We start from the raw sequence: 22,401 nt of genomic DNA, 5'->3' as shown, positions 1-22,401 counted from the left end.
GAAAGCGCCCAGGGGGATTGTTTGTTTTGGGATATTGCGAGCTAGAGAGATGAAACAGCCTTAACCTTCATTCATGATTTCAGCAATCAATTCAAAAGAACGAAGGCGTGCCTGATGATCATAAGCAGAGCCAGTTATCATCAGCTCATCAGCACCTGTCTTTTCAATAATGTCGGCGATTCTGCGGCGTATCGTTTCCTTGCTTCCGGCTGCGCCGAAGCTGAATTTGCTGCGGACGACAACCTTCTCCTGCTCATTCCACAGTTCATCCATATTCGCAACGGGCGGTTTTAGCTTGCTTGTCTGGCCGCGGATGAGGTTCAGGAACTGCTGCTCCTGCGAGGAAGCGAGGAAGCGTGCTTCTTCATCCGTATCAGCCGCGAGAATGTTTACGCCAATCATGACATGCGGCTGCTCCAGCGCTGCCGAAGGTCGGAAGCTGCTGCGATACAATTGCAAAGCCTGCATTAAATAGTCCGGCGCAAAATGGCTGGCGAAAGCAAACGGCAGGCCGAGCTGCCCTGCCAACTGAGCGCTAAAGCCGCTGGAGCCTAGCAGCCAGATCGGAATATCGAGTCCTTCGCCTGGGAAAGCGCGAACCGCAGGAACGCCTTCTTCTATAGAAGGGTTTAGAAAGCTGCGGAGTTCGCCAAGCAGCTCAGGGAAGTCTTGGCCGTTATTGCTATTAAGTCCACGGCGCAGCGCGCGGGCGGTTGCTTGGTCAGAGCCTGGCGCACGCCCAAGTCCGAGATCAATGCGTCCCGGATACATCGAGGCAAGTGTACCGAATTGCTCGGCTATCATAAGCGGCGCATGGTTGGGCAGCATAATACCACCGGAGCCGACGCGGATCGTATGGGTGCCTTCGGCAACATAACCGATGAGAACGGAGGTAGCAGCGCTGGCAATGCCTTGCATATTGTGATGCTCAGCCAGCCAATAGCGCTGATAGCCCCAACGCTCAGCATGCTGGGCGAGATCGCGTGTATTTTTGAAAGCGTCGGTTGCATTGCCGCCTTCAACAACGGGAGCCAGATCAAGAATGGAAAGAGGAACGGTATGTGAATGGGTCATGATAACAATAACCTCCTGTACAGTAAATTGACTTGTAGGTCATACTCTCCATTATATCATAATGAACGCCAAGTATAGAGTGAACGGGCAGGCGTGAAAGAGGGTGAAAAAAAGTTAAAGCAAAAGCTTGCATTTTATCTTTAATTGTAGTATCTTAAATTTAAGATAATAAATGCAAGGAGGTGAGGGCAATGAAAGAGGCAGACAGCAAGACGAAAGTGTCACCGCAGGAAGCCGAAGACAGCGCCTTGAAGCTCTACATTGCGCTCAACCGGGCCAGCCAATGGATTAACGCCCACGGCGACCGGGACATTCGCAAGCATGGCTTGAATCGTACCGAATTCGGCGTACTGGAAATGTTGTATCACAAGGGTGCACAGCCTTTGCAGCAAATTGGCGGCAAGGTGCTGATGAGCAGCGGCAACATTACTTACGTAATAGATAAGCTTGAGAAGAAGCAGCTCGTGCAGCGTAGAGCTTCGGCTGATGATCGTCGGCTCATCTTCGCAGAAATAACGAGCTATGGCACGCAGTTTATTGAGGAAGTATTCCCGGCACATGCAACTATTATTAAAGAAGCAGTTAGCGGCTTGACGTTAGAGGAACAGAAGCTGGCGAGCGTGCTGCTCAAGAAGCTCGGAAGACACGCGCAGGATGCATTTAAGTAGAAGCTGCTTAGTATCCTGTACAGTCACTTATTGTCATCGCTCAGCCCTAATATCTTAATTTAAAGATTCTCAAATCCATGATATAATAGAGGAGTGTTCATAATGACACAACAAACAGCAGGCATTCACCACATTACAGCTTTCGTATCGAGCGCACAAGCAACGGTTACTTTCTACGCGGGCGTACTTGCCCAGAGGCTCGTGAAAAAAACAATCAACTTCGATGCTCCGGAAGTGTATCATCTGTATTTCGGAGATCAAGCCGGCAGTCCAGGCACGATCATGACCTTTTTCCCTTTTGCACACGGTCGTAAAGGTGTGATTGGCGGCGGACAGGTTGGGGTAACCACTTATGTTGTTCCTGCGGGAGCGCTGGATTTTTGGAAAGAGCGTTTGGCAAAATATGAAGTACCATTTACCGAAACAGAGCGGTTCGGCGAGTCGTATGTCCAATTCGTTGATCCTGATGGCTTGCAGCTTGAGCTTGTAGCTCGGGAGGAAGGCCCGCTGAGCGACTGGTCTTATGCGGGAGTACCGACAGACAAAGCTATTAAAGGCTTTGGCGGCGCAATTTTGTACAGCTCTGCTCCGCAAAAAACGTTCCGTTTGCTGGAAGAGGTAATGGGACTTAGCAAAATCGGTGAGGATGCTGGTTATGCGCGTTTCAGATCATCGGCAGATATCGGCAATATCATTGATCTTCCGATTGAGCGTGTTGAACCTGGCCATGGCGGTTCCGGTACGGTGCATCATATTGCATGGCGTGCGAAAGATGATGTAGAGCATGCACTTTGGAGAAGCCATGTAGAGACAAATGGCTACCACCCTACACCAATAATTGACAGACAATATTTCCATGCAATTTATTTCCGCGAAGAAGGCGGCATATTATTCGAGATTGCGACAGATCCTCCAGGCTTTGCACGTGATGAGGAGCCAGAGCATCTTGGTGAAAAATTGATGCTGCCAGAGTGGTTTGAACAGCATCGCGAGGACATTGTGCGGCTGCTGCCGCCTATCCAAGTACCGCAATGAGAGGAGAATGGACAATGAAGCATATTTATCAGCAAGGTACGAATGCAGCGGCGCCAGTTTTGGTGCTGCTGCACGGTACCGGAGGAACGGAACGAGATTTGCTGCCGCTGGCTGGCCGGATTGATCCTACAGCATCGGTGCTCAGCATAAGAGGAAACGTACTTGAAAATGGGATGTCCCGCTATTTCCGCAGACTCGCCGAAGGTGTGTTTGACGAGGAGGATTTGGTGCTTCGTACGAAGGAGCTGCATGATTTTCTGGACCAGGCGGCCGTTGACTATGGCTTTGATCGTGAAAACCTCGTCGCCATCGGCTACTCCAATGGTGCCAACATTGCGGGCAGCCTGATGTTTCATTACAAGGATGCTTTCCGCGGCGCGATTTTGCATCACCCGATGGTTCCGCTTCGCAGCGTCGAGCTTCCCGATATGACCGGTATTTCCTGCTTCATCGGAGCAGGCCGCAATGACCAGATGTGCCCGCCTCAGGAGACGGAAGAGCTGCAAGCGATGCTGTCCAGCGCAGGGGCTGCGGTTAGCGTACATTGGGAAAACTATGGCCATCAGTTGACGGGCAGCGAAGTCGAAGCAGCGGCAGCTTGGTATGCTGAGGTCATCTGCCCATGATGGTAACCATTGATCCGTCTGAGCGCTCGGCCCGCGACAATTATAAGCTGCTTTCGGGCAGCGTTATACCGCGGCCGATTGCTTTCGTGACGACGCTGTCGTCAGATGGTGTACTCAATGCTGCGCCATATAGCTACTTCAATATTGTATCGTCCAATCCGCCGCTGTTATCGGTTTCGGTACAGCGGAAGCAGGGCGGACAGCAGAAGGATACCGCCCGCAATGCGATCGAGGCAGGAGCATTCGTCGTGCATATTGCCGACCAATCGTATATTGAACAGCTGAACGTGACCGCGGCAAATCTTCCACCGGAGGAAAGCGAGGTCGCAGCAGCAGGACTTACACCTGTTCCAAGCGTTCGCATTGCCGTGCCTGGTGTAGCTGAAGCGAAAATTCGGATGGAATGCGTGCTTGAAAAAGCTATTCCGCTCGGCGGAACAGACGATGCTCCCGCTTGCGATTTGCTGATCGGCAAGGTGGTATTCTATCATCTGGACGAGACGGTTTACGATGAGCGCGGTTATATTGACTCAGGTCGACTTGCGCCTATTGCCAGGCTTGCTGGCAACGATTATGCGGGCCTTGGCGAACGTTTCTCCATTGATCGTCCGACGTTGTAATGGAATACTACGCTGCTAGTCATTTGAACTAAAATGGCGAAGCGAAAAGAACCTTCGACTACCCCGTATTCGGCGTAGAGCGAAGGTTCTTTTGCTTTTTAAAAGTCATAGCGTGCGCTGCGTTTGCTCTATTAAGCTTAAGTTTAAGCTTCTGCTTCCGCCAGCTTAGCAATTTCCACGATGACTTGGACGGCTTTCAGCATATTATCCACCGAAGCATATTCGTAACGGCCATGATAGTTCTCGCCGCCAGTGAATACATTAGGCGTAGGAAGCCCCATATAGGAAAGCTGCGAGCCATCGGTACCGCCGCGAATCGGCTTAATATCCGGCTTGATGCCGAGGTTTTCCATCGCTAGCTTTGCTTGATTAACGATGCCGATAACCGGCTCGATTTTATCCCGCATATTAAAATATTGATCCCGAATGTTCAGCTCTACGCTGGACTCGCCATATTTGAGCTTAAGCCCGCTGACGATGTCCGCAAGCCTCTGCTTGCGGACAGCAAACCCTTCTTGATCAAAGTCGCGAATAATATAGCGCAGCTCGGACTTCTCCACATCGCCGCTCATTTGAATCAAATGATAAAAGCCTTCGTAGCCTTCAGTATATTCCGGCGCTTCTTCAGCAGGAAGCTGACTGTGCAATTCCATGGCGATTTTCGCCGAATGGATCATTTTACCCTTAGCCGTGCCGGGATGCACGTTCGTGCCTTTGCAAATAATGTGGGCAGCCGCAGCATTAAAGCTTTCGTATTGCAGCTCGCCAAGCGGTCCGCCATCCATCGTATACGCATAATCTGCACCGAAGGCAGCAACGTCGAAACGATGCGGCCCGCGGCCGATTTCCTCATCCGGCGTAAAGGCGACGCGGATTTTCCCATGCTTCACTTCAGGATGCTGAATCAAATACACCATCGCTGTCATAATTTCGGCAATGCCCGCTTTGTTGTCGGCGCCAAGCAGCGTTGTGCCGTCGGTCGTAATCAGCGTATGCCCTACATATTGGCTCAGCTCAGGCGAAGCGGACGGAGACAATACGATGGACAGAGCTTCGTTCAGGATAATGTCGCCGCCGTCGTAGTTATCGACCACTTGCGGCTTTACATTTTCACCAGTGAAATCCAGCGCGGTATCGATATGGGCGAGAAAGCCAATCGTCGGCACCGTTTTGTCCGTATTGGCTGGCAGTGTAGCCATCACATAGCCATTCTCGTCGACGGTTACCTCCTCCATGCCGATCTTCAGCAGCTCTTCCACCAATTGGTCGGCAAGCACCAGCTGCCCTGGGGTCGTCGGACAAGTCTCGCTGCGGTCATCGGATTGCGTATTCACTTTTACGTAAGAAATAAAGCGTTCCATCAGTTCCTGTTTCATGCTTCCATGCTCCTTTTTCCTCTATTTAATCGGTATGTATCTCTAGGTTTATTTCTATTTTATCACAAGTGCCGCAGCGTTCGCGCGTAGGGCTGTGCATGCTATACTTAGGATTATTGAGAAGAGGGCAGGTGCTGTTGGATGGCCATTTATATCGCATTGCTACGTGGCATTAATGTCGGCGGGCATAAAATCATCAAAATGCAGGACTTGCAGCGGATGTTTGAGCAGCTTGGCGTGCAGCAGGTCAAAACGTACATTCAAAGCGGCAATGTGCTGTTCGAATCGGATGCTCCAGCCGATCTGCTGCGCCAGCAAATTCAGCAGGAAATTATGACGGTATTCGGATTCGACGTTCCAGTCGTCATACGTACCAGCACCGAGCTGGCGGCGATTGTCGCAAGCAGCCCTTTTGATGCAGATCAGCTTCATGCGGGTGAAAATATTTATGTCGCGCTGCTCGCTGACACGCCTGCTGAAGAAGGAAAGCAGCGGCTGCTCGCCTGCAGCAGCGAGGTGGACGACTATCGCCTGCACGATAGCGAAGTGTATATTTATTGCCGCCAAAGCGTGCGCAAGTCGATGTTTTCGAATAATTTATTGGAAAAAAAGCTCGGCGTGGCCGCCACTTCGCGCAACTGGCAGACGATGAACAAGCTGCTTAGCCTCGCTGCCAGCATGGAGGAACGACTCAATGGCGAATAGGCTATCGCCATCCTCTGGCGGTGTGGCGCGTTTCATTCCGAGAAATATAGAGGAAGGATAGCGTTACGATATCCTTCTTATATTTCAAAAAGAAACCGCCAGCCTGGCAGCAAGGGAGTATAAAGCTCCCTTGTCCAAGCTGGCGGTACTTTGTATGGAATGAAGGATAAGGGCTAAGCGTGCTGTTTCAACCATTTGGCGATATCGGAAATGACTTTTTCATCCAAGCTGCCAGCATGGTTGTATTCCGCCACCGTGCCTTCTCCTTCGCCGCTGTAATCTACGAAAAAGTGGTTAAGGCCCGGGTACAGCTTGAAGGAAGCATTCGATTTCCCTTTGAACAGCTCCTCCCACAGTACATAGTCTTTATCCGCATAAACTTGGAAATCGTCCTTGCCCTGCAGGACAAGTACCGGCTTCGTCAGTTTTGCGGCATATTCGCTCGCAGGATGGTTGTCCATTTCCTTGAAATAATAGGCGGGCATTGAGAAAATCGTCGTCGCCTGCGCCTGCGCATCGGTCAACGTATCCAAAGTTTGTGCCCTCTTGTATTCGGCTTCTATGAACTGGGTATTCTTCTGCTTAGCTGGATCTTTATCATCCATAGCAGCGATAACAGCTTGATTCTGGTCGTAGACGATTTCCCACAGTGAGCGCGGCGAGCCAGCAAGCAGCACAAGTCCGGCAAAGTCGCCGCCTTCCGCATCGATGCGTGGTGCGAGCATGCCGCCAAGGCTATGACCGACTACATACACCTTTGAGGCATCAATCCGTTTATCCGCCTTGAGCAGCTTGGCCGCAACAATGGCGTCGTCAATGGTTTCTTCCTTTACGGTCATTTTCATAAAAGCTTCTGTCGTCATGCTGCTGCCGTAAACAAATGTGCGTTTATCATAGCGCAGTACGGCAATCCCTTGCTCAGCAAGTCCCCAAGCGATATCACGGAATGGCGTATAGCCGCTTACTGCCTCATCGCGATCGGATGCACCAGAGCCTTGAACCAATACGACCGCTGTCAGCGGGCCAGTGGCATTTTTCGGCAGAGTCAACGTTCCACCCAGTGCATAAGGAGTGCCTTCGCCGACGGTAACCTCTTCCTCAACAATCGTAACTGGCGCTTCCTTCTCGATAGGCTTTGGCGTAATCAGCATGCCTTCGAGCAGCTTGCTCCGCATGTTGACGTAAAGTGTCAGATTAAAGCTGGTTTTCTCAAAAGCAGCGGTAGCCGTAATAATGGTCACCTCGCCAGATACGCCAGATATGGCAATGTCTTCTGAGCGAACGAAGCTGCCCGCTTGTTCCTTGATGCTATCCCATCCTTGTCCGAGTGCTGTTACGGAAACCTGTGCCTTAAGATCACTAGAAAAATAATCATCCGACAGCTTCTGGTAGTTTCCTTTGTTTAGCAGCTCAGTCACGCGCTTGATCCAGCTTTCAGCCTCAAACTGCGCTGTCGTAATGGATATTTGCTGTGTGCCGCTGTCAAAGCTGGCTTGATGCCCGAGTGCCTTATCGAAAAAAGCGAGCGGCACATAAGTACGTCCCTGCTTTTGGACAGATACGGCATCGAATGAGCGTTTCTCGCCATTTACAACAGCGCTTCTGCTCCCGGTACTGAAAATGACGGCAAGGTCTTGTCCTTCAAGCACAATTTCGGAGCCTGCTTTCTGATAAGTCACTTTAAAACCTAGCTGCTCGGCTGTGCTGCGGAGTGGGATCATGACTGTGTTCTGGTTTTTGTAAGGCTGTTCGCCTGCGGCGGAAACGGCGCTTCCATTAATAAACAGCTTCATGCTTTCTGCGGCGGCCGTCATAGCGGGAAAAGCAGCCATGAGCAGCAGTGAAAATACGATGGTTGATGCCAAATGTTTTTTCAAAATAAATGCAGTCCTCCTTCAGATTGGGCTTACCTTGTTGCTGGCAAGAAATATAAGGTCATGAAAAAATAAGAGGGTGATGAAGCTGTGACTAAATATGTAAGTGTGATGCAGTGGCCGCGTCTTTGTTTAATACGAAATAGACCTATCATTGGTTTCCACATTATGGTGAGGGAAAAGAAGAGGCATATATCGTTATAATCCCGTTGCCTGAGCCAGCAGCCCGCTGCTGCTGGCTGGAATCAATGGTTTTGTGAGGACTAGGAACAAGTATCAGAGGTTATAGACCGATCAGCTTACGCGTAATCGCATCTGCGGTCGCAGCTGGCGGCAGCGTGCCAGGCGCGGTGCCTGCAGACCTTGCATATATATGGGCCAGTGTATCGCCGATGCGTTCGACCTGACTTTGGGCATAGGAGGCGGAGCTGCCATCCAGCTCGGCTGCGGTTACGATAATGCCTCCAGCATTAATAGCGTAATCGGGAGCATAGAGAATGGCCGCCTGCTCCAGCAGCGCGTCATGACGGGGCTCCGCCAGCTGGTTATTGGCCGCCCCTGCAATGATCTGACACTCAAGCTCGGGAATGGTCAAATCGTTCAAAATGCCCCCAAGTGCGCAAGGGGCAAAAACATCGCAATGCTGCTTATGGATGGCATCAACAGCAATGGGCACAGCCCCGAATTGCGAGGCTGCCAGCTGCATCAGCCTGTTATCCAAATCGGCAACAATGAGCTGTGCGCCTGATTGATGCAGATAGCGGCATAGGGCAAAGCCGACCTTGCCAAGCCCTTGAACAGCAACGGTGCGCTGCTGCAGCTGCTCAGAGCCATATTTTTGCTTAAGTGACGTACGAATTGCGATATATACGCCATAGGCGGTCATTTCCGCCGTGAAATTGCCCGTTGCCCCTAGCGAGCCGGTCACATCGGTCACATGGCGCGTTTCATGCAAAATCTCATCCATATCCGCCGGGGTTGTACCCAAATCCATACCGGTAATATAGCGTCCGTTCAGCCGTTCAATGAAACGTCCGAGTGAGCGGAACAGCTTGCTGCTTTTGTCCATGGCAGGGTTGCCGATAATGACGGCCTTGCCTCCGCCGTATGGAATGCCAGCCAGCGCTGATTTGTATGTCATGCCTCGCGCAAGTCGAAGAGCATCGCCAATGGCCGCCTCCTCTGACGCGTACATCCACATTCGGCAGCCGCCCAGTGCAGGGCCAAGCTTGGTCTGATCAATGGCAATGATCGCTTTGAGTCCGCTCGTCGCATCCTCCATCACATCCAGCCGTTCGAAGCCCTCTAAGCTTGCGCTCACGCTATGCCCGTCCATAGATAGCAGCCCCCTTTATGCTGTAGCGCAAAGCCGTTTACGCTCGCTTACTATTGGTGTATTCAATCGCAGCGCAACTTGATACCGCATATGCACGAATCGGGGGAATGCATAGTTTAAAATGGCATGGCGTGGATAAGAAAAAAGCCGCTATCACCCGTTGCCTGGAATGATGAAGCGGCCCCTTTCAAGCAAGCTTTTATATCGTTGATCTTCTAAGCATAAGGAAGGATAGCAGAGCATTTAGCAGGATGAACGGAATCAGCCAAAGGGAGAGGCCGAAGGCGGTATGCTTGGTGAGCCACAACCAAATATCGACCCACCATTGATTTTGAGTGATGATATAGAAGCCGAGGGTGAAGCCAAGTAAAGAAGCGGGAAAGAGTATCAGCAAGCCGTTTTTATTAAACTTGCGGTAGAAGCTGCCGAATACAAATCCCCACAAAAACAAATGCAAAGTGAACAGGAAGAAGGTGAGCAGCTGTACGAGTAAATTTCCGTCAGACAAATAGGGCAGGTGGAAAAAATATAAGCCCGACCACCAGTGGTTTGTAAGCTGATTTTCGATAATAGACATAAGTAGCAGCAGCAGCGCCGAGCCGAAACTAACTAGAAGTGCCATCACGATGGTCCCTGTAAAATAATTGAAGCGGCTAATGCTGAAGCTAATCGCAAATGGAAAGGTCTGTGCGACTACGATTATGCCCAGCACGAACATGTAGACCAATAGGGATGCGATTCCGCCTGTATACAAGGTGTTCTCAGAAATCATCATACTTATCAGCCAATTTACAATAAAGCTGGAGCCAAGAATGAATAGAGGGATAAAAACCCAGGAAAATTTATCGCGTTGATGCAGCTTGATTACGCTTAAAGTGCGGTTCATTACAAATCAGCCGCCTTTCGTTCGGTTTTGCCATTCGTCAGATGAATAATCAGCTGCTGCAGAGATACGGAGCCAAACTCCAGCCCTTTCGCCATTGCCTGCTTGCGATCCTCGGCACGCAGCGTGCCATCTACTGTGGCGGACAGCAAGGCGCCGAAGGGGTCGCGGGAGATAACAGTTTTGCCGACGAGAAACGACTCGACCTCGGCAGCGGAGCCTGCTACAGTGAAGGCGCGACCCCGCAGCAGCTCGGCATCCTCGTTAATCAGTATCGTACCCTTGTCGATGACGATCACATGCTCAAGAAGCTGGCTAACCTCATCAATCAGATGGGAGGAAAGGACAACTGTGCGAGGATGCTCGGCATAATCCTCCAGCAAATGGCCATAAAATATATTTCTGGCCACAGCGTCCAGCCCCAAATAAGGCTCATCGAAAATCGTCAGCGGGGCGCGGCTCGCAAGTCCAACAATGATGCCGACGGAGGAATGCATGCCGCGCGACATTTTTTTAATTTTATGCTTCAATGGCAGCTGAAAATCCTGAACCAATGTATTCGCGTAGGTGCGATCCCAGTTCGGAAACAGAGCGGCGGACAGCTCGAGTACATCGAGCAGGCTGTAATTATCGGGGTATTTCTGGCTCTCCTTAATAAAACAAATTTGGCTCAGCACACGGTTATTTTCATAAGGGGCTTCGCCAAAGACGGTCAGCTCGCCGCTGGTCACAAACAACTGGGCCGTCAGCATGTGCATAATCGTCGTTTTTCCGGCGCCGTTGCGTCCGAGCAAACCATATATTTTATCTGGCTCCAGTATGAAGCTGACCTCGTTAACGGCTTTGAAATTTCCATAAGCCTTCGTAACCTGCTTTAGCTCCGCAATAGGGTTCATGGCTTGGTTCCTCCTCTTCTGATCATATCTGACAGCTGCTCCGCCGTAATGCCCAGCTTCTCTGCCTCATGCATCATCGTCACGACATACTGCTCGAAAAACTGCTCACGACGCTTCTCCATCAATACGGTTCTTGAACCTGTTGCAACAAACATGCCAATCCCTCGTTTCTTATAAAGAATGCCTTGATCTACTAACTGATTGACGCCCTTCGCTGCTGTGGCGGGGTTGATCTGGTAAAAGGCTGCAAATTGATTTTTCGAAGGCACCTGCGACTCTTCAGGCAGCAGCCCTTGAATGATATCGTCCTCGATGCGTTCGGCAATTTGCATGAAAATCGGTCTGCTATCGTCGATGCTTAAGCTCATATTGTCCACCACCAAACTGGTTAGTTACTCATGTAACCAACTATACATGCGATCAACCGAATCGTCAACAGGCAGCAGCAATGAAAATAAAAAAAAGGATAGAAGAGGCAGCGTTAAATCTGCTCTTCTATCCTTCTGCTATCGGTTGTAGCGGCTGGCTAAAGCCTGTTAGGTCGGCTGCTGTGCGGCTTCTATTTTGCCAAGCAGGTCTCGTACCTGCTTATGAACGGCATGAAATTCCTCAGGCTTAATGTCCAAGCCGCCATAAACGCGTTTCGGAACATCGGCAGCCCGTTTTTTAAGCTCGCGGCCATCATCCGTCAACTGAATAACGAGATTGCGCTCGTCGGCTTTATCGCGAATGCGGGTAATCAGGCTCATGCCTTCCAGCTTCTTAAGCAGCGGGGTCAGCGTACCAGAGTCGAGCAGCAGTCTCGCGCCAAGCTCTTTCATCGTCACCTTGTCCTGTTCCCATAAGGACAGCAGGGTGACATATTGCGTATACGTTAAGCCAAGCTCAGAAAGGACAGGACGGTACAGCTTTGTAATTTCCCGCGAGCAGGCATATAAGGAAAAGCAAACCTGATTATCGAGCTTCATCCATTCATCTTCATTCATGCTAGTTGTCTCTCCCTCCGGACCAAGGTTATGCGAAGTAATCAATTGTGCGCAATTAATTAAGTTATTGTAGCATTGCATGCGGAACCTGTCAAAAGAAGACGCAGTATGCACAGCAGCCTATTTCGGCAAGCTGATTTGACAATTGAAATTAAATTGTATAAAATTAAATTTATCAAAATCAATCGCTATACTATCAGCCTGATCGCTGTTTTTAAAAATTCAAGGAGGTTATTCCTATGTCCATTTATGACATCGAAGTGAAGAAGATTACAGGTGCGCAGGAGACGCTGGCGCCTTATAAAGGCAAAGTAATGCTGATCGTAAATACAGCTACGAAATGTGGCTTTGCACCACAATTCAAAGGCTTGCAGCAATTGCAGGATACGTATGGCGAGCAAGGGCTTGCGGTTCTAGGCTTTCCAAGCGGACAGTTTATGAATCAGGAGCTGGAGGGCGATGCGGAAATTGCGCAGGCTTGCGAGCTTAACCACGGGGTATCTTTTCCGCTGTTTGGCAAAATCGATGTAAACGGCAATGGCGCGCACCCGCTGTACCAGCACCTGACGAATGAGGCTCGCGGGGTGCTGGGCTCGAAGGCAATCAAGTGGAATTTTACGAAGTTTCTAGTAGATCGGGATGGCAAAGTAGTCAAACGGTTTGGGCCGAATGATAAGCCGGAGGATCTTGTAGAAGATATTAAAAAGCTACTCGGCTAAGCCAACCCGGCATCGGAAGTAGGTGCCGCTGACCGCCTCAAGGTAGGTGAAGTCGGCGGTATCGCCAACGGTAATTTGCAGCCCGCCTTCGGGCAAATAGTCTTGCTCGGTGCGATAAACGCCAGTATATGGCCCATCCGGCAAATAAGTTGGGCATACGAGCGTCCAATTGAACGGCTCTGCAGATGCTTGAAGCAGGCGAAGTACAGCATGATGCTCCTCGGCAGCTCGAGTAGACCGGCGTTTCGATTCGCTCGATTGATAGCGAAGCAGCCCGCGCTCGCTGCGGCTCTCCAAGATGCCGGCCGTTCCAACCGTCACCAGACGATGGATTCCTTGCTGCTCCATGACGGCAAGAAGCAGCGGAAAGCAGGCGGAGAGTGTATCCCCGCCGTCCGTTCCTAGCGCGCTAATGACAGCGCTGCTGCCAGCAACAGCTTGCTTGAGCACAGCTTCTTCGCGGGCATCCCCGACGATGGCTGTCAATTGCGGATGCGAAAGCTCAAGCTTGTCTGCCGAGCGCACCAAGGCATGGACGCGATGTCCATCCGCAAGGGCGCGCAGCATGACTTCCCGCCCGACGCGGCCTGTAGCGCCTAATATCGTGATTTGCATGTGATTTCCCTCATTTGCTAAAAATATGAACGGCATTGCGTCCCATATGCTTGGATTGGTACAACGCCTTATCGGCCTCGCGAATCATCTCGTCTAGTTCAGCAAGCTCCGCCGCTGTTATGCCAGCGGCGCCAAAGCTTGCAGACAAAGGAACCATGCCAGCTTGTGTCAGCAGCGGACTGTCTGTAATTGCCCGGCGCAGCTTCTCGGCCAGCTCCCCTGCCTCAGCGGGTGCAGCAGCCGGAAGGCAAATAATAAATTCTTCTCCACCGTAACGTCCAAATAGATCGCTATCGCTAAGCTGTTCTTGACAGACCGCTACGACATGACAGAGGGCTAAATCGCCAATGTCATGGCCGAAGCGGTCATTTATCGTTTTGAAATGGTCAATATCGAACAAAATGAGCGCAAACGGCTGTTGGTCCTGCAGCGCTTTGTTAAGCAGCAGTCTTGCTTGCTCTAAAAAATAGGTCCGATTGTATATGCCAGTCAGTCCATCTATTGTAGCCATATGCTTCAGCTTCTCCTGAAGAATCGCCTTCTCGGTAATATCCATCAGTACAATCGTTCTCCCGATCAGCTCGCCTTTGCGGCTGTGGACAGGGGATGAGCGCACGAGATAGAACGACGGCACGCTCGTATGCAGCTGAATCCAGCGAACCTCCCGTTCATGATGCTTGAATTCCTCATCATAATGAATGAAATCAGCGGCTTGTCCCGTATGGAACAGCCATATATCCTCGAAAGGTGTCCCAATCACAGTAGGCTTCAGCGATGCGATCATCTGCGATGCAGATCGATTATAATCTACAATTCGCCCGTCCATATCCAGCACAATAACGCCGTCGCGCATGCTTTCGAAAATACGTTCTCGGGCAATTGGCGCGGCCTTCAAAATGTTTGACGTCAAAATCGCCCAAATGTTCAAAATCGAAGTGATAAACATGAGCGGCGGTACGATGTCCATGCCATAAGGCGTCAGATCAAGCAAATACATGAAGGAGGCGGTCATGGGGATGAAAATGCCAGCTGCCATCATTAAAAGCTGCTTGCGGTACATCATCTTGGCGTGATTCCATTGGCGAAGCAGCAGGTACGCGCTTACGACCAGACAGCCGAACGTGAAGCTCCCATTAATAATATACCATTCCCCAAAGACGATATCGGCTACAATGACCGATTCATTGGGACGAAGAAAAATAGAACGGTAAAACATATGATGCCATTCATTCGTTACGACCAGCAATAAAGTAATAAAGGGAATCGTAAAGAGCCAGATCAGGTTTTTACGGGTTACAAAGCGATCCATTCCAGTAAAGTACAGAATGAGCACTAGCGTAGCGGGGGAGATGAAAGGCAGTCCCAAATATTCAATGCCAATCCAGAAGCGAATTTCGGCTAACGAATCGCTTGCCAATTCAAAGGCAAAGCCGAAGGTGTAGATAGCTGAGCTAATCGAGGTCCAGATATAGGCTCTCATTCCGGCAAAGCTGGATTTTATCATATATCCGTAAATGGCAAGCAAGGCGCTGAGTACGCTGGAAATCGTTACAATAACAATATAATTGGAGATAGTCATATTCATCAGTTGTATGGCTCCAGTTGGTTAGTAATTAGGTGTTGCTGCAATGAAGCGCTCTCAGGATGCTAAATGATCTACATAGAATGGTATCACATTTTTTGCCTTTAAGGATACGCGATTTGAATGGTAATGTTAAGCATAAACCGCTTTCATCTATCTTCGACAGCAAAAGGCCGATAAAACCCGCTTTAGTTCGTGCATTTGCCAGGCAAGTATGCTAAGATACCTTGAGTTTCTTAGAAATATAGAAAAGTATATGATTTTTTTCAGCCTTTCTCTATATTTCTCGGAATGAAACGTGCCGCGCCGCCAAAGACGACGACAGCCGTTTACACTTGAAATATAGGAAAGTATATGATTATTCTATCCTTTCTCTATATTTCTACGCGAAACGATAGCTTTGCCGCCAGAGGATGGCGACAGCCGTTTACGCTTGGGATTATGAGCTGGAGAAGGTGACATCTTGGGATTTAAGCTGGGGGTTAAGCGGGATCGGGACAATAGTCTCTTTTTTTTGACTTGGCCAATATTTTTGGAATTATTTTTGTTTATGATGATGGGAACGGCGGATACATTCATGCTTAGCAAGCTGTCCGACAATGCTGTTTCCGGCGTAGGTGCATCCAATCAATATTTGCACATTATGCTGCTTGTTATGGAGGTTATCGGCAACGGGGCATCGATTGTCGTCGCGCAATATATTGGCTCGCGGAAGCTGGTCGAGGCTGCGCAGCTGTCGGCGCTGGCGATTTCGCTTAATCTTTTGGCGGGCTTGCTGATGAGCTTATCTTGTTTGTTGTTCGGCAATGTCATCCTGCAGGGCTTGCATCTGCAAGGGGAAGTGTTGGCCTATGCGCAAAGCTATTTGCGAATTGTAGGCGGCTTTATTTTTTTACAGGCGATTATTAATTCACTTTCTGCAATTATTCGGGTATACGGCTTCACGAAGGAAGCCATGCTGGTATCATTGGGAATGAATATTATACATTTAGTCGGCAACTATGTGCTAATCTTTGGCAAGTTCGGCTTTCCCGAGCTTGGTGTTGAAGGTGCGGCCATTTCGACGGTTGTCAGCCGCCTGCTGGCGATGCTGGTGTTTTTCTGGCTGATGAATCGGGTTATGGTATTTAAGGTGAAGCTGCAGTATTTTTTCAAGATGTCGAAGGAATTTATTCGCAAAATATTAAAGATCGGTGTTCCATCGGCTTTTGAACAGGTCATGTACCAGAGCTGCCAGATGATCTTTCTGTATTATGTGACGTTTCTCGGTGAAGCGTCCTTGTCGGCTCGGCAATACGCCTCGAATATATCGGTGCTGATCTATTTATTCGCGATGGCGGTCGGCATGGGAACGGCGATTATGGTAGGGCGATACGTCGGCGGCGGGCGCAGTGACTCTGCATACAAACAGGTATTGGCAAGCGTGCTGTGGGCCAGTGGAGCGACGATGGTTATGCTTGTGTTCGTGCTGCTGTTCCGCGAGCAGCTGATGGGCCTGTTCACGGATGATGTTGACATTATACGGCTGGGAGCAAATGTCCTGCTGTACAGCATTGTGCTGGAGACGGGGCGAACGATCAATATTATATTGGTCAATTCGCTGCGGGCCTCCGGGGATGCGAAGTTTCCTCTCTGGATTGGGATGGTTACGATGGTCGGCATAAGTGTGCCGCTCGGTTATTATCTTGTTTTTCATCTGGACATGGGACTGGCGGGCATTTGGCTGGCTATTGCGACGGATGAGTGGTTGCGCGCGGTCATTATGTATTTCCGGTGGAAGAGCCGGAAGTGGGAACGGCATGCGCTGGTGAAACCGGACTTTGTAGAGCATACGGCCTCGCATTAAAGAACGGATGGGCCTTGCAAGCGGACAGACGCTTGTCGTCCATCCGGTGATAAAGTGCTGAGGCTGCGAAGCTAGGGAGGCTGGCTACGTATGGATTACGCTAACAATGATGGTCAGGATATTGCGAGCATTTGCTTGCTGGCGGGTAAAATTATTTTGCAAAATGGCGGGGAAACGTACCGGGTTGAGGATACGATGGTCCGGATCGCCGAGGCTTACGGCGTGGCGAGTGCTTACAGCTATGTGACGCCGACGGGCATTATTTTTGCGCTGGATGGCGCTGCACAGTCGACGCGGCTCGTTCGGATTTCGGAGCGCTCGACGAATTTGAAGAAGGTGACGCTCGTCAATGATATTTCCAGGCGCATTTGCCAAGGAAGCTTGCAGCGTCATGAGGCTTATAAGCAATTGCAGGATATTGAACAGGCGAAGGAAGATTATCCGGCTTGGCTTAAGGTGCTGGTTGCCGCTATTGCAAGCGGCTGCTTCCTAATTATGTTCCGCGGCAGCTGGAACGACTTTCTTCCGGTAGCGCTTGCGAGCGGCATCGGCTTTTTGTGCTTGCTGACGCTGCACCGCATAATGCCGATTACTTTTTTCGCGAGCTTCTTATCGGCGGTCATTAGCGGTTCGCTCGCTGTACTAATGGTATGGCTCGGCTTCGGGCATAATTTGGATAAAATCATTATCGGCTCGATTATGCCGCTCGTGCCCGGCCTTCATATTACGAATGCGGTAAGGGACTTGATGGCGGGGCATCTCGTCTCGGGCTTGTCCAAGGGCGCTGAGGCCTTTCTTATTGCTTTTGCCATCGGTGCTGGCATTGCTTTCGTGTTGTCCGTATATCCGTAGCCTTAAAAGGAGGGAGAAACGATGGTTGTACAGCTGCTTGAACAGCTGCTTGAACAGCTTGCCGTCAGCTTCGTGGCCTGCGCTGCGTTCAGCCTTATCTTCGGTGTGCAGAAGCATCGCTTGGTACAGTGCGGATTGGTCGGCGCATCGGGGTGGCTTACCTATACCGTGTGCAGCGCGTTTGAAATGAGGACGATTCCGGCAACGCTGCTGGCCGTCTGCGTGGTGACCATTATTAGCCAAATAATGGCGAAGCATTATCGTACGCCAATCATTGTATTTAGCGCGGCGGGCATTATTCCCCTTGTGCCGGGCAAAATCGCCTATGATGCGATGCGCCATATTGTGCAGGAGGAATATGTCGTAGCTGTCGAGCTTGCCATGCAGGCTTTCATGATTTCAGGCTCTATCGCCATCGGACTCGTCTTCTCCGAGGTCATTTATATTATATTTCGCAGAACGCCGCGATCATCATGACCCTAATAATGCCTCTTGCTTATGCTGCTTCGCAGCAGGGCAGGAGGCATTTTGTATGTGTGGCCATGCTTTGGCCACGCCTAGCTATAGGCGCTACGCCTGCGTGGTCGCATAGCGTCCGCGCAAGCGCAGCGCCATGTCTTCAATCTGCTGAGGCGACGGCATCTGGAGCCGAGCCGCTGCTTCGGCAAGGCCATCCGCCGTCTGCCCGCTGCGGATGATCTGCTTGACGGCGTCCGCGAAGCGCTCCGCACCGCCGCCCTGCGCCAAGCCGACCAGCTCCTCGAGGCTGGCCGTGCTGCTGCTCTCTACGAGCGGATGCGCGCCGGGCTCGGCGTCGCCCGCTGCCCGCTCATAGAAGGAGCGGACCAGCGCCGCCCGCTCCTGGCCTGCGCCTTCGGCGACGACGAACGCCTGCACGATATAGGCGTGTGCCTGGCGGCGCTGCGCAATGCCGCAAAACTTGAAGCCGTCGATGCTGAGGTCGAAATCGCCGGGACAATACGCACCGGCGATTTCGCCTTTGTCGACGGGGACGCCAGCCCCGGCGAGCGCGGAGCGAATGAGGCTGTACATCAGCTCAAAGTCCTGATGAAAATGAAAATCGAGCGTATTCGCCTTGGGCAAAATGAGCGAAATGTTGACGACGCCCGGATCAAGCGGCACCGCCGCACCGCCGGAGTTGCGCACCGCTGCCTTGTAGCCGAGCGATTCAAGCCAGCGGGAGGCGTCGCCCGCCAGCGGCAGCCGGCTGTCGCGCAGGCCGAGTATGAAGGCGCGCTCGTGGCGCCAAATATGGCATATCGCGGGTCCGCCCTGTCCGGTGCTGCGGCACAGCAGCTCATCTAGGGCGAATGGGTAAAGCGGATCTGTCTGCGAATAATCGTTCATCCGGTCAAGCAGCAGCAGATTTTGCAGTTCGGGAACCGGACTTGCTGGCTGTATCGTCATCGTGAGCTGCTCCTCTCTAAGCTTCCTGTTTCTCCATCATACTAAGCGCCGGGGATAGAAGTCCAGCCTGTCTCTATAGAGGAGCGGAAGCGAAAAGGCAAGCTGTTGAATATATTATTTTAGCTCGCTGCACCGTATGGAAGGAGTGATAGAGTGGACATGGACTTGCTGCGAACGGTATTCCCTGCAAAGCATAAGGATGGGCATACGCTAATTGGCGAATACACCTTCGGTGAACCAAATGTTTTCTCCTGGGGGGAGGGAACGAAGCTGACAGTCGGCAAATTTTGCTGTATTGCCGGAGGCGTTTCAGTCATGCTAGGAGGCAACCATCGTACGGATTGGGTATCGACTTATCCGTTTACTTCCTTTTTATCGAAGCATTTGCACATTACCGGCCAGCCGCAAACGAATGGTGATGTCGTCATCGGCAACGACGTTTGGATTTGTACACATGCGACCATTATGTCTGGCATTACGATTGGCGATGGAGCGGTCATCGGCATGAATGCGACGGTAACGAGGGATGTTCCGCCTTATGCAATCGTTGGAGGCAACCCAGCAGGCCTCATTCGGTATCGCTTCAGCGACCAAGTTATTGCCAAGCTGCTGCGCATTAAATGGTGGGATTGGCCGCCGATGCGCATTCAGAAGGTGGTGCCGCTCATCGCGTCGCATAATATGAAAGCCTTTCTGGATTACTGCGAATCGCATGGCTATTGAGGAAATGGATGTGCGGGAGAAAAATGCAAAAAAAGACGGGGCAGCCAGCGCGAGCAGCTGCCCCATCTTTTTTTGTAGATCGTACATATGCTGCAGCGTGCACTTGCTTTCCCTTGCGCTTGTGAGTCGCAGCCTGCTATCCGGTAGGAGGCACGTCCTGTATGACAGGCAGCCGAATTTCTACCTGCGTGCCAATGCCTTTCTTGCTTTGAAAGGACATCGTGCCGCGATGATTGGCAATAATTTGATAACACACCATCAGGCCAAGCCCGTTGCCTTCCTGCTTCGTTGTGAAAAACGGCTCGCCGAGCCGTGACAGATTGTCCTCGGTAATGCCGAAGCCATGGTCGGTAATACGGATAATAATGCCGGTAGTTGGCGTGTAGGACAGGTCAATGTCGAGCTCGCCGCCTTCCGGCATCGCTTCGATCCCATTTTTAATAATATTGACAAATACTTGCTTTAGCTGATTAACCTCGCATTTCAATTCGGGTATTTCATTATCAAAACGGGTTGTGAACTGGACATTGCTAATATTCGCCTCGGAATCGAGCAGCATAACGATGCCGCGCATAATCTCATGAATGTTGGCACGCTGGAAGCGGCTCGCCTGCGGCTTCGCAAATACAAGAAATTCGCTAACGATAAAATTAATCCGGTCCAGCTCAGACAGCATAACATCGATGTAGGCGGGCGCCAGCTGGCCATTTTTCTTCAGCAGCTGGACAAACCCGCGCAGCGTCGTTAGCGGATTGCGCACCTCATGGGCGACGCCAGCCGCCAGCTGCCCGACGACGGACAGCTTCTCCGAGCGTCGCAGCACCTCTTCCGTCTGCTTGCGCGCGGTAATGTTCCGCGAGATCGTCGCAATCGCAATAATCTGCTCCTGCTCATCGCGGATCGAAGAGACGGTAATGCTTACATCGAGCAGCCTGCCGCTTTTGTCATAGCGCATCGTATCGTAATCGGCGACGGAACCGCCTTGCTGGATGAACTCAAGCATAAAGGTGCCCTCCATCGCAAGCTCAGGCGGCATGTTGTCCAGCGGTTGGCCAAGCAGCTCCTCCTCCGTCCAGCCATACATTTTCTCAAATGCTTTATTCATCTGAATGACAGAGCCGTGCAGGTTGGAGACATGAATCGCATCAGAGGTATGATTGACGAACGATTCCAAATACTGCTTCGTCTGCCGCAGCTCTTCTGCCGATTCGGTCAGCCGGTTCATATACGTATGAAGATTTTGCCCCATCGCATTTACGCGATTAGCCAATACACCGAATTCATCATTGCTTTTTAAGGAAATCCTCGCGCCGAAGTTGCCATTGGAAATTTCATTTACCTTGCTGACGATTTGATTAAGCGAGCGCACCATAAAGCCGGAAATGAAGTAGCTGCACAGCACCGTCGCCAAAATCAGGCCAAGAGAAATTGCGCCTTGCGTCAAAACCTGGCGCATCAGCGTTTGCTGCAGAGCGGAGTTGTTGAAGGTAATGCTAATAACGTACGGCTTGGATCCCTGAACGGGAATAAAGCTCTTGATAACCTGCTTGCTGTTCAGCTTGCTTTCAATGGTAACGACTTCGTTTTTCTCAATTGCTTTCAGCGTATTTAGGTGGTCATTAACCGAGTCCTTATAATAATATTGGCCAAAAATAATGTTGCGAACATCGAGATTATAGACAACGGTTCCATTTTTAATGCTGACAGCAGGTGCCTTGCCGAAGTAGGCAGGGTCGAAGCCGGTCACTTCGAGAATATTATTTTTATCACGCATAATCTGGGCCACGATGGCATCCGCACCATATTTCTTTTTGCTGTCCAAAAAAGTTTGCGCATGAATATAAGGATTAATCATATAGTTGGTCGTACCGTCATAATAGTTGCCCCATTTAAACACTTTATCGGGGTCGGAGGTGCCGAAGTTGATCGGTCCCGCCCAAAAATTCTCCAGCTTCTGTCCTTCGGGAATCGTAACCTTATGCTGCTCGAATAGCTGGGTAAAGGCGGTATACCAGTAGTTCCAGGTTTTCGGGCTCATATAGAGCTCATCGGGGTTCGTCGAGCGGACTGATAAAATATCGTCTTTCGTCTGGATCCACAGCGTAATGTGATCAACGCCCAGCTCCTTGCTTAGCTGGAGGAGCTCGCTGTTGCGGACATTTTTAATATCGGGATCGAGCTTGCTTTGTATGGCAATCGCGACGGCGCGCAGACGCTCCCCCAGCGCGTCCTCTGTCAACTGGCTGTTCTGCTCGGCCGAGGCGATGGAGACGGCTATCTGATTGCCAATAAAGCGCATTTGCTGCTCTGCGTTCCGTTGCAGCTCATCCTTGGAAGACATATAGTAGATTGTAATATTGAGTAGCAAAATCACGGTAACGGTAACCGATATGAGGCAAACGAGCTTCGCTCTGATCGACAAATCCTATTCCTCCTGGCCATGGTCGCGGATGCTTCTGTATTATTTGACATCTTAAAGGCAAATTCCTTGTTTGTGAGAGGAGATAGAGACTATTTTACTGCTTAATATTAATTTGGAAAATAGTTATAAATGCTC

At 50.7% G+C, this 22,401-nt stretch carries 22 protein-coding genes; 10 read left to right on the top strand and 12 right to left on the bottom strand.

Features of this window, described 5'->3' with window-relative positions:
• Nucleotides 1–60: 60 nt before the first annotated feature.
• On the bottom strand, nucleotides 61–1,074 hold the full coding sequence (locus ACSR9A_RS11095; protein WP_473757285.1) for an LLM class flavin-dependent oxidoreductase: 1,014 nt from the start codon (nucleotides 1,072–1,074) through the stop codon (nucleotides 61–63).
• Between the two features lie 191 nt (nucleotides 1,075–1,265).
• Here ACSR9A_RS11095 and ACSR9A_RS11090 point away from each other — a divergent pair, with 191 nt between their 5' ends.
• The 4 genes from ACSR9A_RS11090 to ACSR9A_RS11075 all read left to right on the top strand — a co-directional run bounded on the left by ACSR9A_RS11090 (nucleotide 1,266) and on the right by ACSR9A_RS11075 (nucleotide 4,023).
• Nucleotides 1,266–1,742, top strand: coding sequence for a MarR family winged helix-turn-helix transcriptional regulator (locus ACSR9A_RS11090; RefSeq protein ID WP_341280074.1), 477 nt, complete (start codon nucleotides 1,266–1,268; stop codon nucleotides 1,740–1,742).
• A gap of 102 nt (nucleotides 1,743–1,844) precedes the next feature.
• A complete protein-coding gene (locus ACSR9A_RS11085) occupies nucleotides 1,845–2,777 on the top strand; it encodes a ring-cleaving dioxygenase (RefSeq protein ID WP_473757284.1) in 933 nt (310 codons plus the stop codon).
• 14 nt (nucleotides 2,778–2,791) lie between these two features.
• Nucleotides 2,792–3,403 carry an alpha/beta hydrolase gene (locus ACSR9A_RS11080; RefSeq protein WP_473757283.1) on the top strand — a complete coding sequence of 204 codons (612 nt, stop codon included), beginning with the start codon at nucleotides 2,792–2,794 and terminating at the stop codon, nucleotides 3,401–3,403.
• The gene (locus ACSR9A_RS11075; protein WP_473757293.1) at nucleotides 3,403–4,023 is read left to right on the top strand and encodes a flavin reductase family protein; all 621 of its coding nucleotides are present in this window, start codon (nucleotides 3,403–3,405) and stop codon (nucleotides 4,021–4,023) included. Before ACSR9A_RS11080 ends, ACSR9A_RS11075 begins: the two co-directional genes overlap by 1 nt.
• 143 nt (nucleotides 4,024–4,166) lie before the next feature.
• On the opposite strand, the gene pepT is transcribed toward ACSR9A_RS11075, so the two are convergent.
• The gene (pepT, locus tag ACSR9A_RS11070; protein WP_473757282.1) at nucleotides 4,167–5,399 is read right to left on the bottom strand and encodes a peptidase T; all 1,233 of its coding nucleotides are present in this window, start codon (nucleotides 5,397–5,399) and stop codon (nucleotides 4,167–4,169) included.
• Nucleotides 5,400–5,540: 141 nt separating this feature from the next.
• On the opposite strand from pepT, the gene ACSR9A_RS11065 reads away from it, so the two are divergent.
• Complete coding sequence (locus ACSR9A_RS11065; protein ID WP_473757281.1) at nucleotides 5,541–6,104, top strand: DUF1697 domain-containing protein; 564 nt, start codon at nucleotides 5,541–5,543, stop codon at nucleotides 6,102–6,104.
• Nucleotides 6,105–6,277: 173 nt separating this feature from the next.
• On the opposite strand, the gene ACSR9A_RS11060 is transcribed toward ACSR9A_RS11065, so the two are convergent.
• From ACSR9A_RS11060 to ACSR9A_RS11035, 6 genes are all read right to left on the bottom strand, one after another.
• Nucleotides 6,278–7,981 carry an alpha/beta fold hydrolase gene (locus ACSR9A_RS11060; protein ID WP_473757280.1) on the bottom strand — a complete coding sequence of 568 codons (1,704 nt, stop codon included), beginning with the start codon at nucleotides 7,979–7,981 and terminating at the stop codon, nucleotides 6,278–6,280.
• 280 nt (nucleotides 7,982–8,261) lie between these two features.
• Complete coding sequence (locus ACSR9A_RS11055) at nucleotides 8,262–9,314, bottom strand: Glu/Leu/Phe/Val family dehydrogenase (protein ID WP_473757279.1); 1,053 nt, start codon at nucleotides 9,312–9,314, stop codon at nucleotides 8,262–8,264.
• 199 nt (nucleotides 9,315–9,513) lie between these two features.
• A complete protein-coding gene (locus ACSR9A_RS11050) occupies nucleotides 9,514–10,200 on the bottom strand; it encodes a hypothetical protein (RefSeq protein WP_473757278.1) in 687 nt (228 codons plus the stop codon).
• Nucleotides 10,200–11,093: an ABC transporter ATP-binding protein gene (locus ACSR9A_RS11045; RefSeq protein WP_473757277.1), complete on the bottom strand. Its 894-nt coding sequence runs from the start codon at nucleotides 11,091–11,093 to the stop codon at nucleotides 10,200–10,202. The genes ACSR9A_RS11050 and ACSR9A_RS11045 overlap by 1 nt, the downstream gene beginning before the upstream one ends.
• Nucleotides 11,090–11,461 carry a GntR family transcriptional regulator gene (locus ACSR9A_RS11040; RefSeq protein ID WP_473757276.1) on the bottom strand — a complete coding sequence of 124 codons (372 nt, stop codon included), beginning with the start codon at nucleotides 11,459–11,461 and terminating at the stop codon, nucleotides 11,090–11,092. The genes ACSR9A_RS11045 and ACSR9A_RS11040 overlap by 4 nt, the downstream gene beginning before the upstream one ends.
• A 168-nt stretch (nucleotides 11,462–11,629) precedes the next feature.
• Nucleotides 11,630–12,079 carry a MarR family winged helix-turn-helix transcriptional regulator gene (locus ACSR9A_RS11035; protein ID WP_473757275.1) on the bottom strand — a complete coding sequence of 150 codons (450 nt, stop codon included), beginning with the start codon at nucleotides 12,077–12,079 and terminating at the stop codon, nucleotides 11,630–11,632.
• Between the two features lie 239 nt (nucleotides 12,080–12,318).
• Between ACSR9A_RS11035 and ACSR9A_RS11030 the strand changes: the two genes are divergently transcribed.
• Nucleotides 12,319–12,798: a glutathione peroxidase gene (locus tag ACSR9A_RS11030; protein ID WP_341280063.1), complete on the top strand. Its 480-nt coding sequence runs from the start codon at nucleotides 12,319–12,321 to the stop codon at nucleotides 12,796–12,798.
• On the opposite strand, the gene ACSR9A_RS11025 is transcribed toward ACSR9A_RS11030, so the two are convergent.
• Nucleotides 12,787–13,413 (bottom strand): NAD(P)-dependent oxidoreductase, encoded by a 627-nt coding sequence (locus tag ACSR9A_RS11025; protein ID WP_473757274.1) that lies wholly within the window; start codon nucleotides 13,411–13,413, stop codon nucleotides 12,787–12,789. The two genes, ACSR9A_RS11030 and ACSR9A_RS11025, sit on opposite strands and share 12 nt — an antisense overlap.
• Nucleotides 13,414–13,423: 10 nt before the next feature.
• Nucleotides 13,424–14,998 carry a histidine kinase N-terminal 7TM domain-containing diguanylate cyclase gene (locus tag ACSR9A_RS11020; protein WP_473757273.1) on the bottom strand — a complete coding sequence of 525 codons (1,575 nt, stop codon included), beginning with the start codon at nucleotides 14,996–14,998 and terminating at the stop codon, nucleotides 13,424–13,426.
• Nucleotides 14,999–15,458: 460 nt separating this feature from the next.
• Between ACSR9A_RS11020 and ACSR9A_RS11015 the strand changes: the two genes are divergently transcribed.
• From ACSR9A_RS11015 to ACSR9A_RS11005, 3 genes are all read left to right on the top strand, one after another.
• Nucleotides 15,459–16,841: an MATE family efflux transporter gene (locus ACSR9A_RS11015; protein WP_473757272.1), complete on the top strand. Its 1,383-nt coding sequence runs from the start codon at nucleotides 15,459–15,461 to the stop codon at nucleotides 16,839–16,841.
• 90 nt (nucleotides 16,842–16,931) lie between these two features.
• Complete coding sequence (locus ACSR9A_RS11010) at nucleotides 16,932–17,693, top strand: threonine/serine exporter family protein (RefSeq protein WP_473757271.1); 762 nt, start codon at nucleotides 16,932–16,934, stop codon at nucleotides 17,691–17,693.
• 21 nt (nucleotides 17,694–17,714) lie between these two features.
• Nucleotides 17,715–18,170, top strand: coding sequence for a threonine/serine exporter family protein (locus tag ACSR9A_RS11005; RefSeq protein ID WP_473757270.1), 456 nt, complete (start codon nucleotides 17,715–17,717; stop codon nucleotides 18,168–18,170).
• 93 nt (nucleotides 18,171–18,263) lie between these two features.
• Here ACSR9A_RS11005 and ACSR9A_RS11000 read toward each other — a convergent pair whose 3' ends face one another.
• Complete coding sequence (locus ACSR9A_RS11000; RefSeq protein WP_473757269.1) at nucleotides 18,264–19,121, bottom strand: lipoate--protein ligase family protein; 858 nt, start codon at nucleotides 19,119–19,121, stop codon at nucleotides 18,264–18,266.
• 159 nt (nucleotides 19,122–19,280) lie between these two features.
• Here ACSR9A_RS11000 and ACSR9A_RS10995 point away from each other — a divergent pair, with 159 nt between their 5' ends.
• Entirely contained in the window at nucleotides 19,281–19,844 is a 564-nt protein-coding gene (locus tag ACSR9A_RS10995) for a CatB-related O-acetyltransferase (RefSeq protein WP_473757292.1), read from the top strand.
• 136 nt (nucleotides 19,845–19,980) lie between these two features.
• Here ACSR9A_RS10995 and ACSR9A_RS10990 read toward each other — a convergent pair whose 3' ends face one another.
• Nucleotides 19,981–22,266 carry an ATP-binding protein gene (locus ACSR9A_RS10990; protein WP_473757268.1) on the bottom strand — a complete coding sequence of 762 codons (2,286 nt, stop codon included), beginning with the start codon at nucleotides 22,264–22,266 and terminating at the stop codon, nucleotides 19,981–19,983.
• Nucleotides 22,267–22,401: the final 135 nt, after the last annotated feature.

It is taken from the genome of Paenibacillus sp. R-74696, from assembly GCF_055814915.1.
Note: the sequence above shows the minus strand (reverse complement) of the source record. Positions and strands in the feature narration are given on the sequence as shown.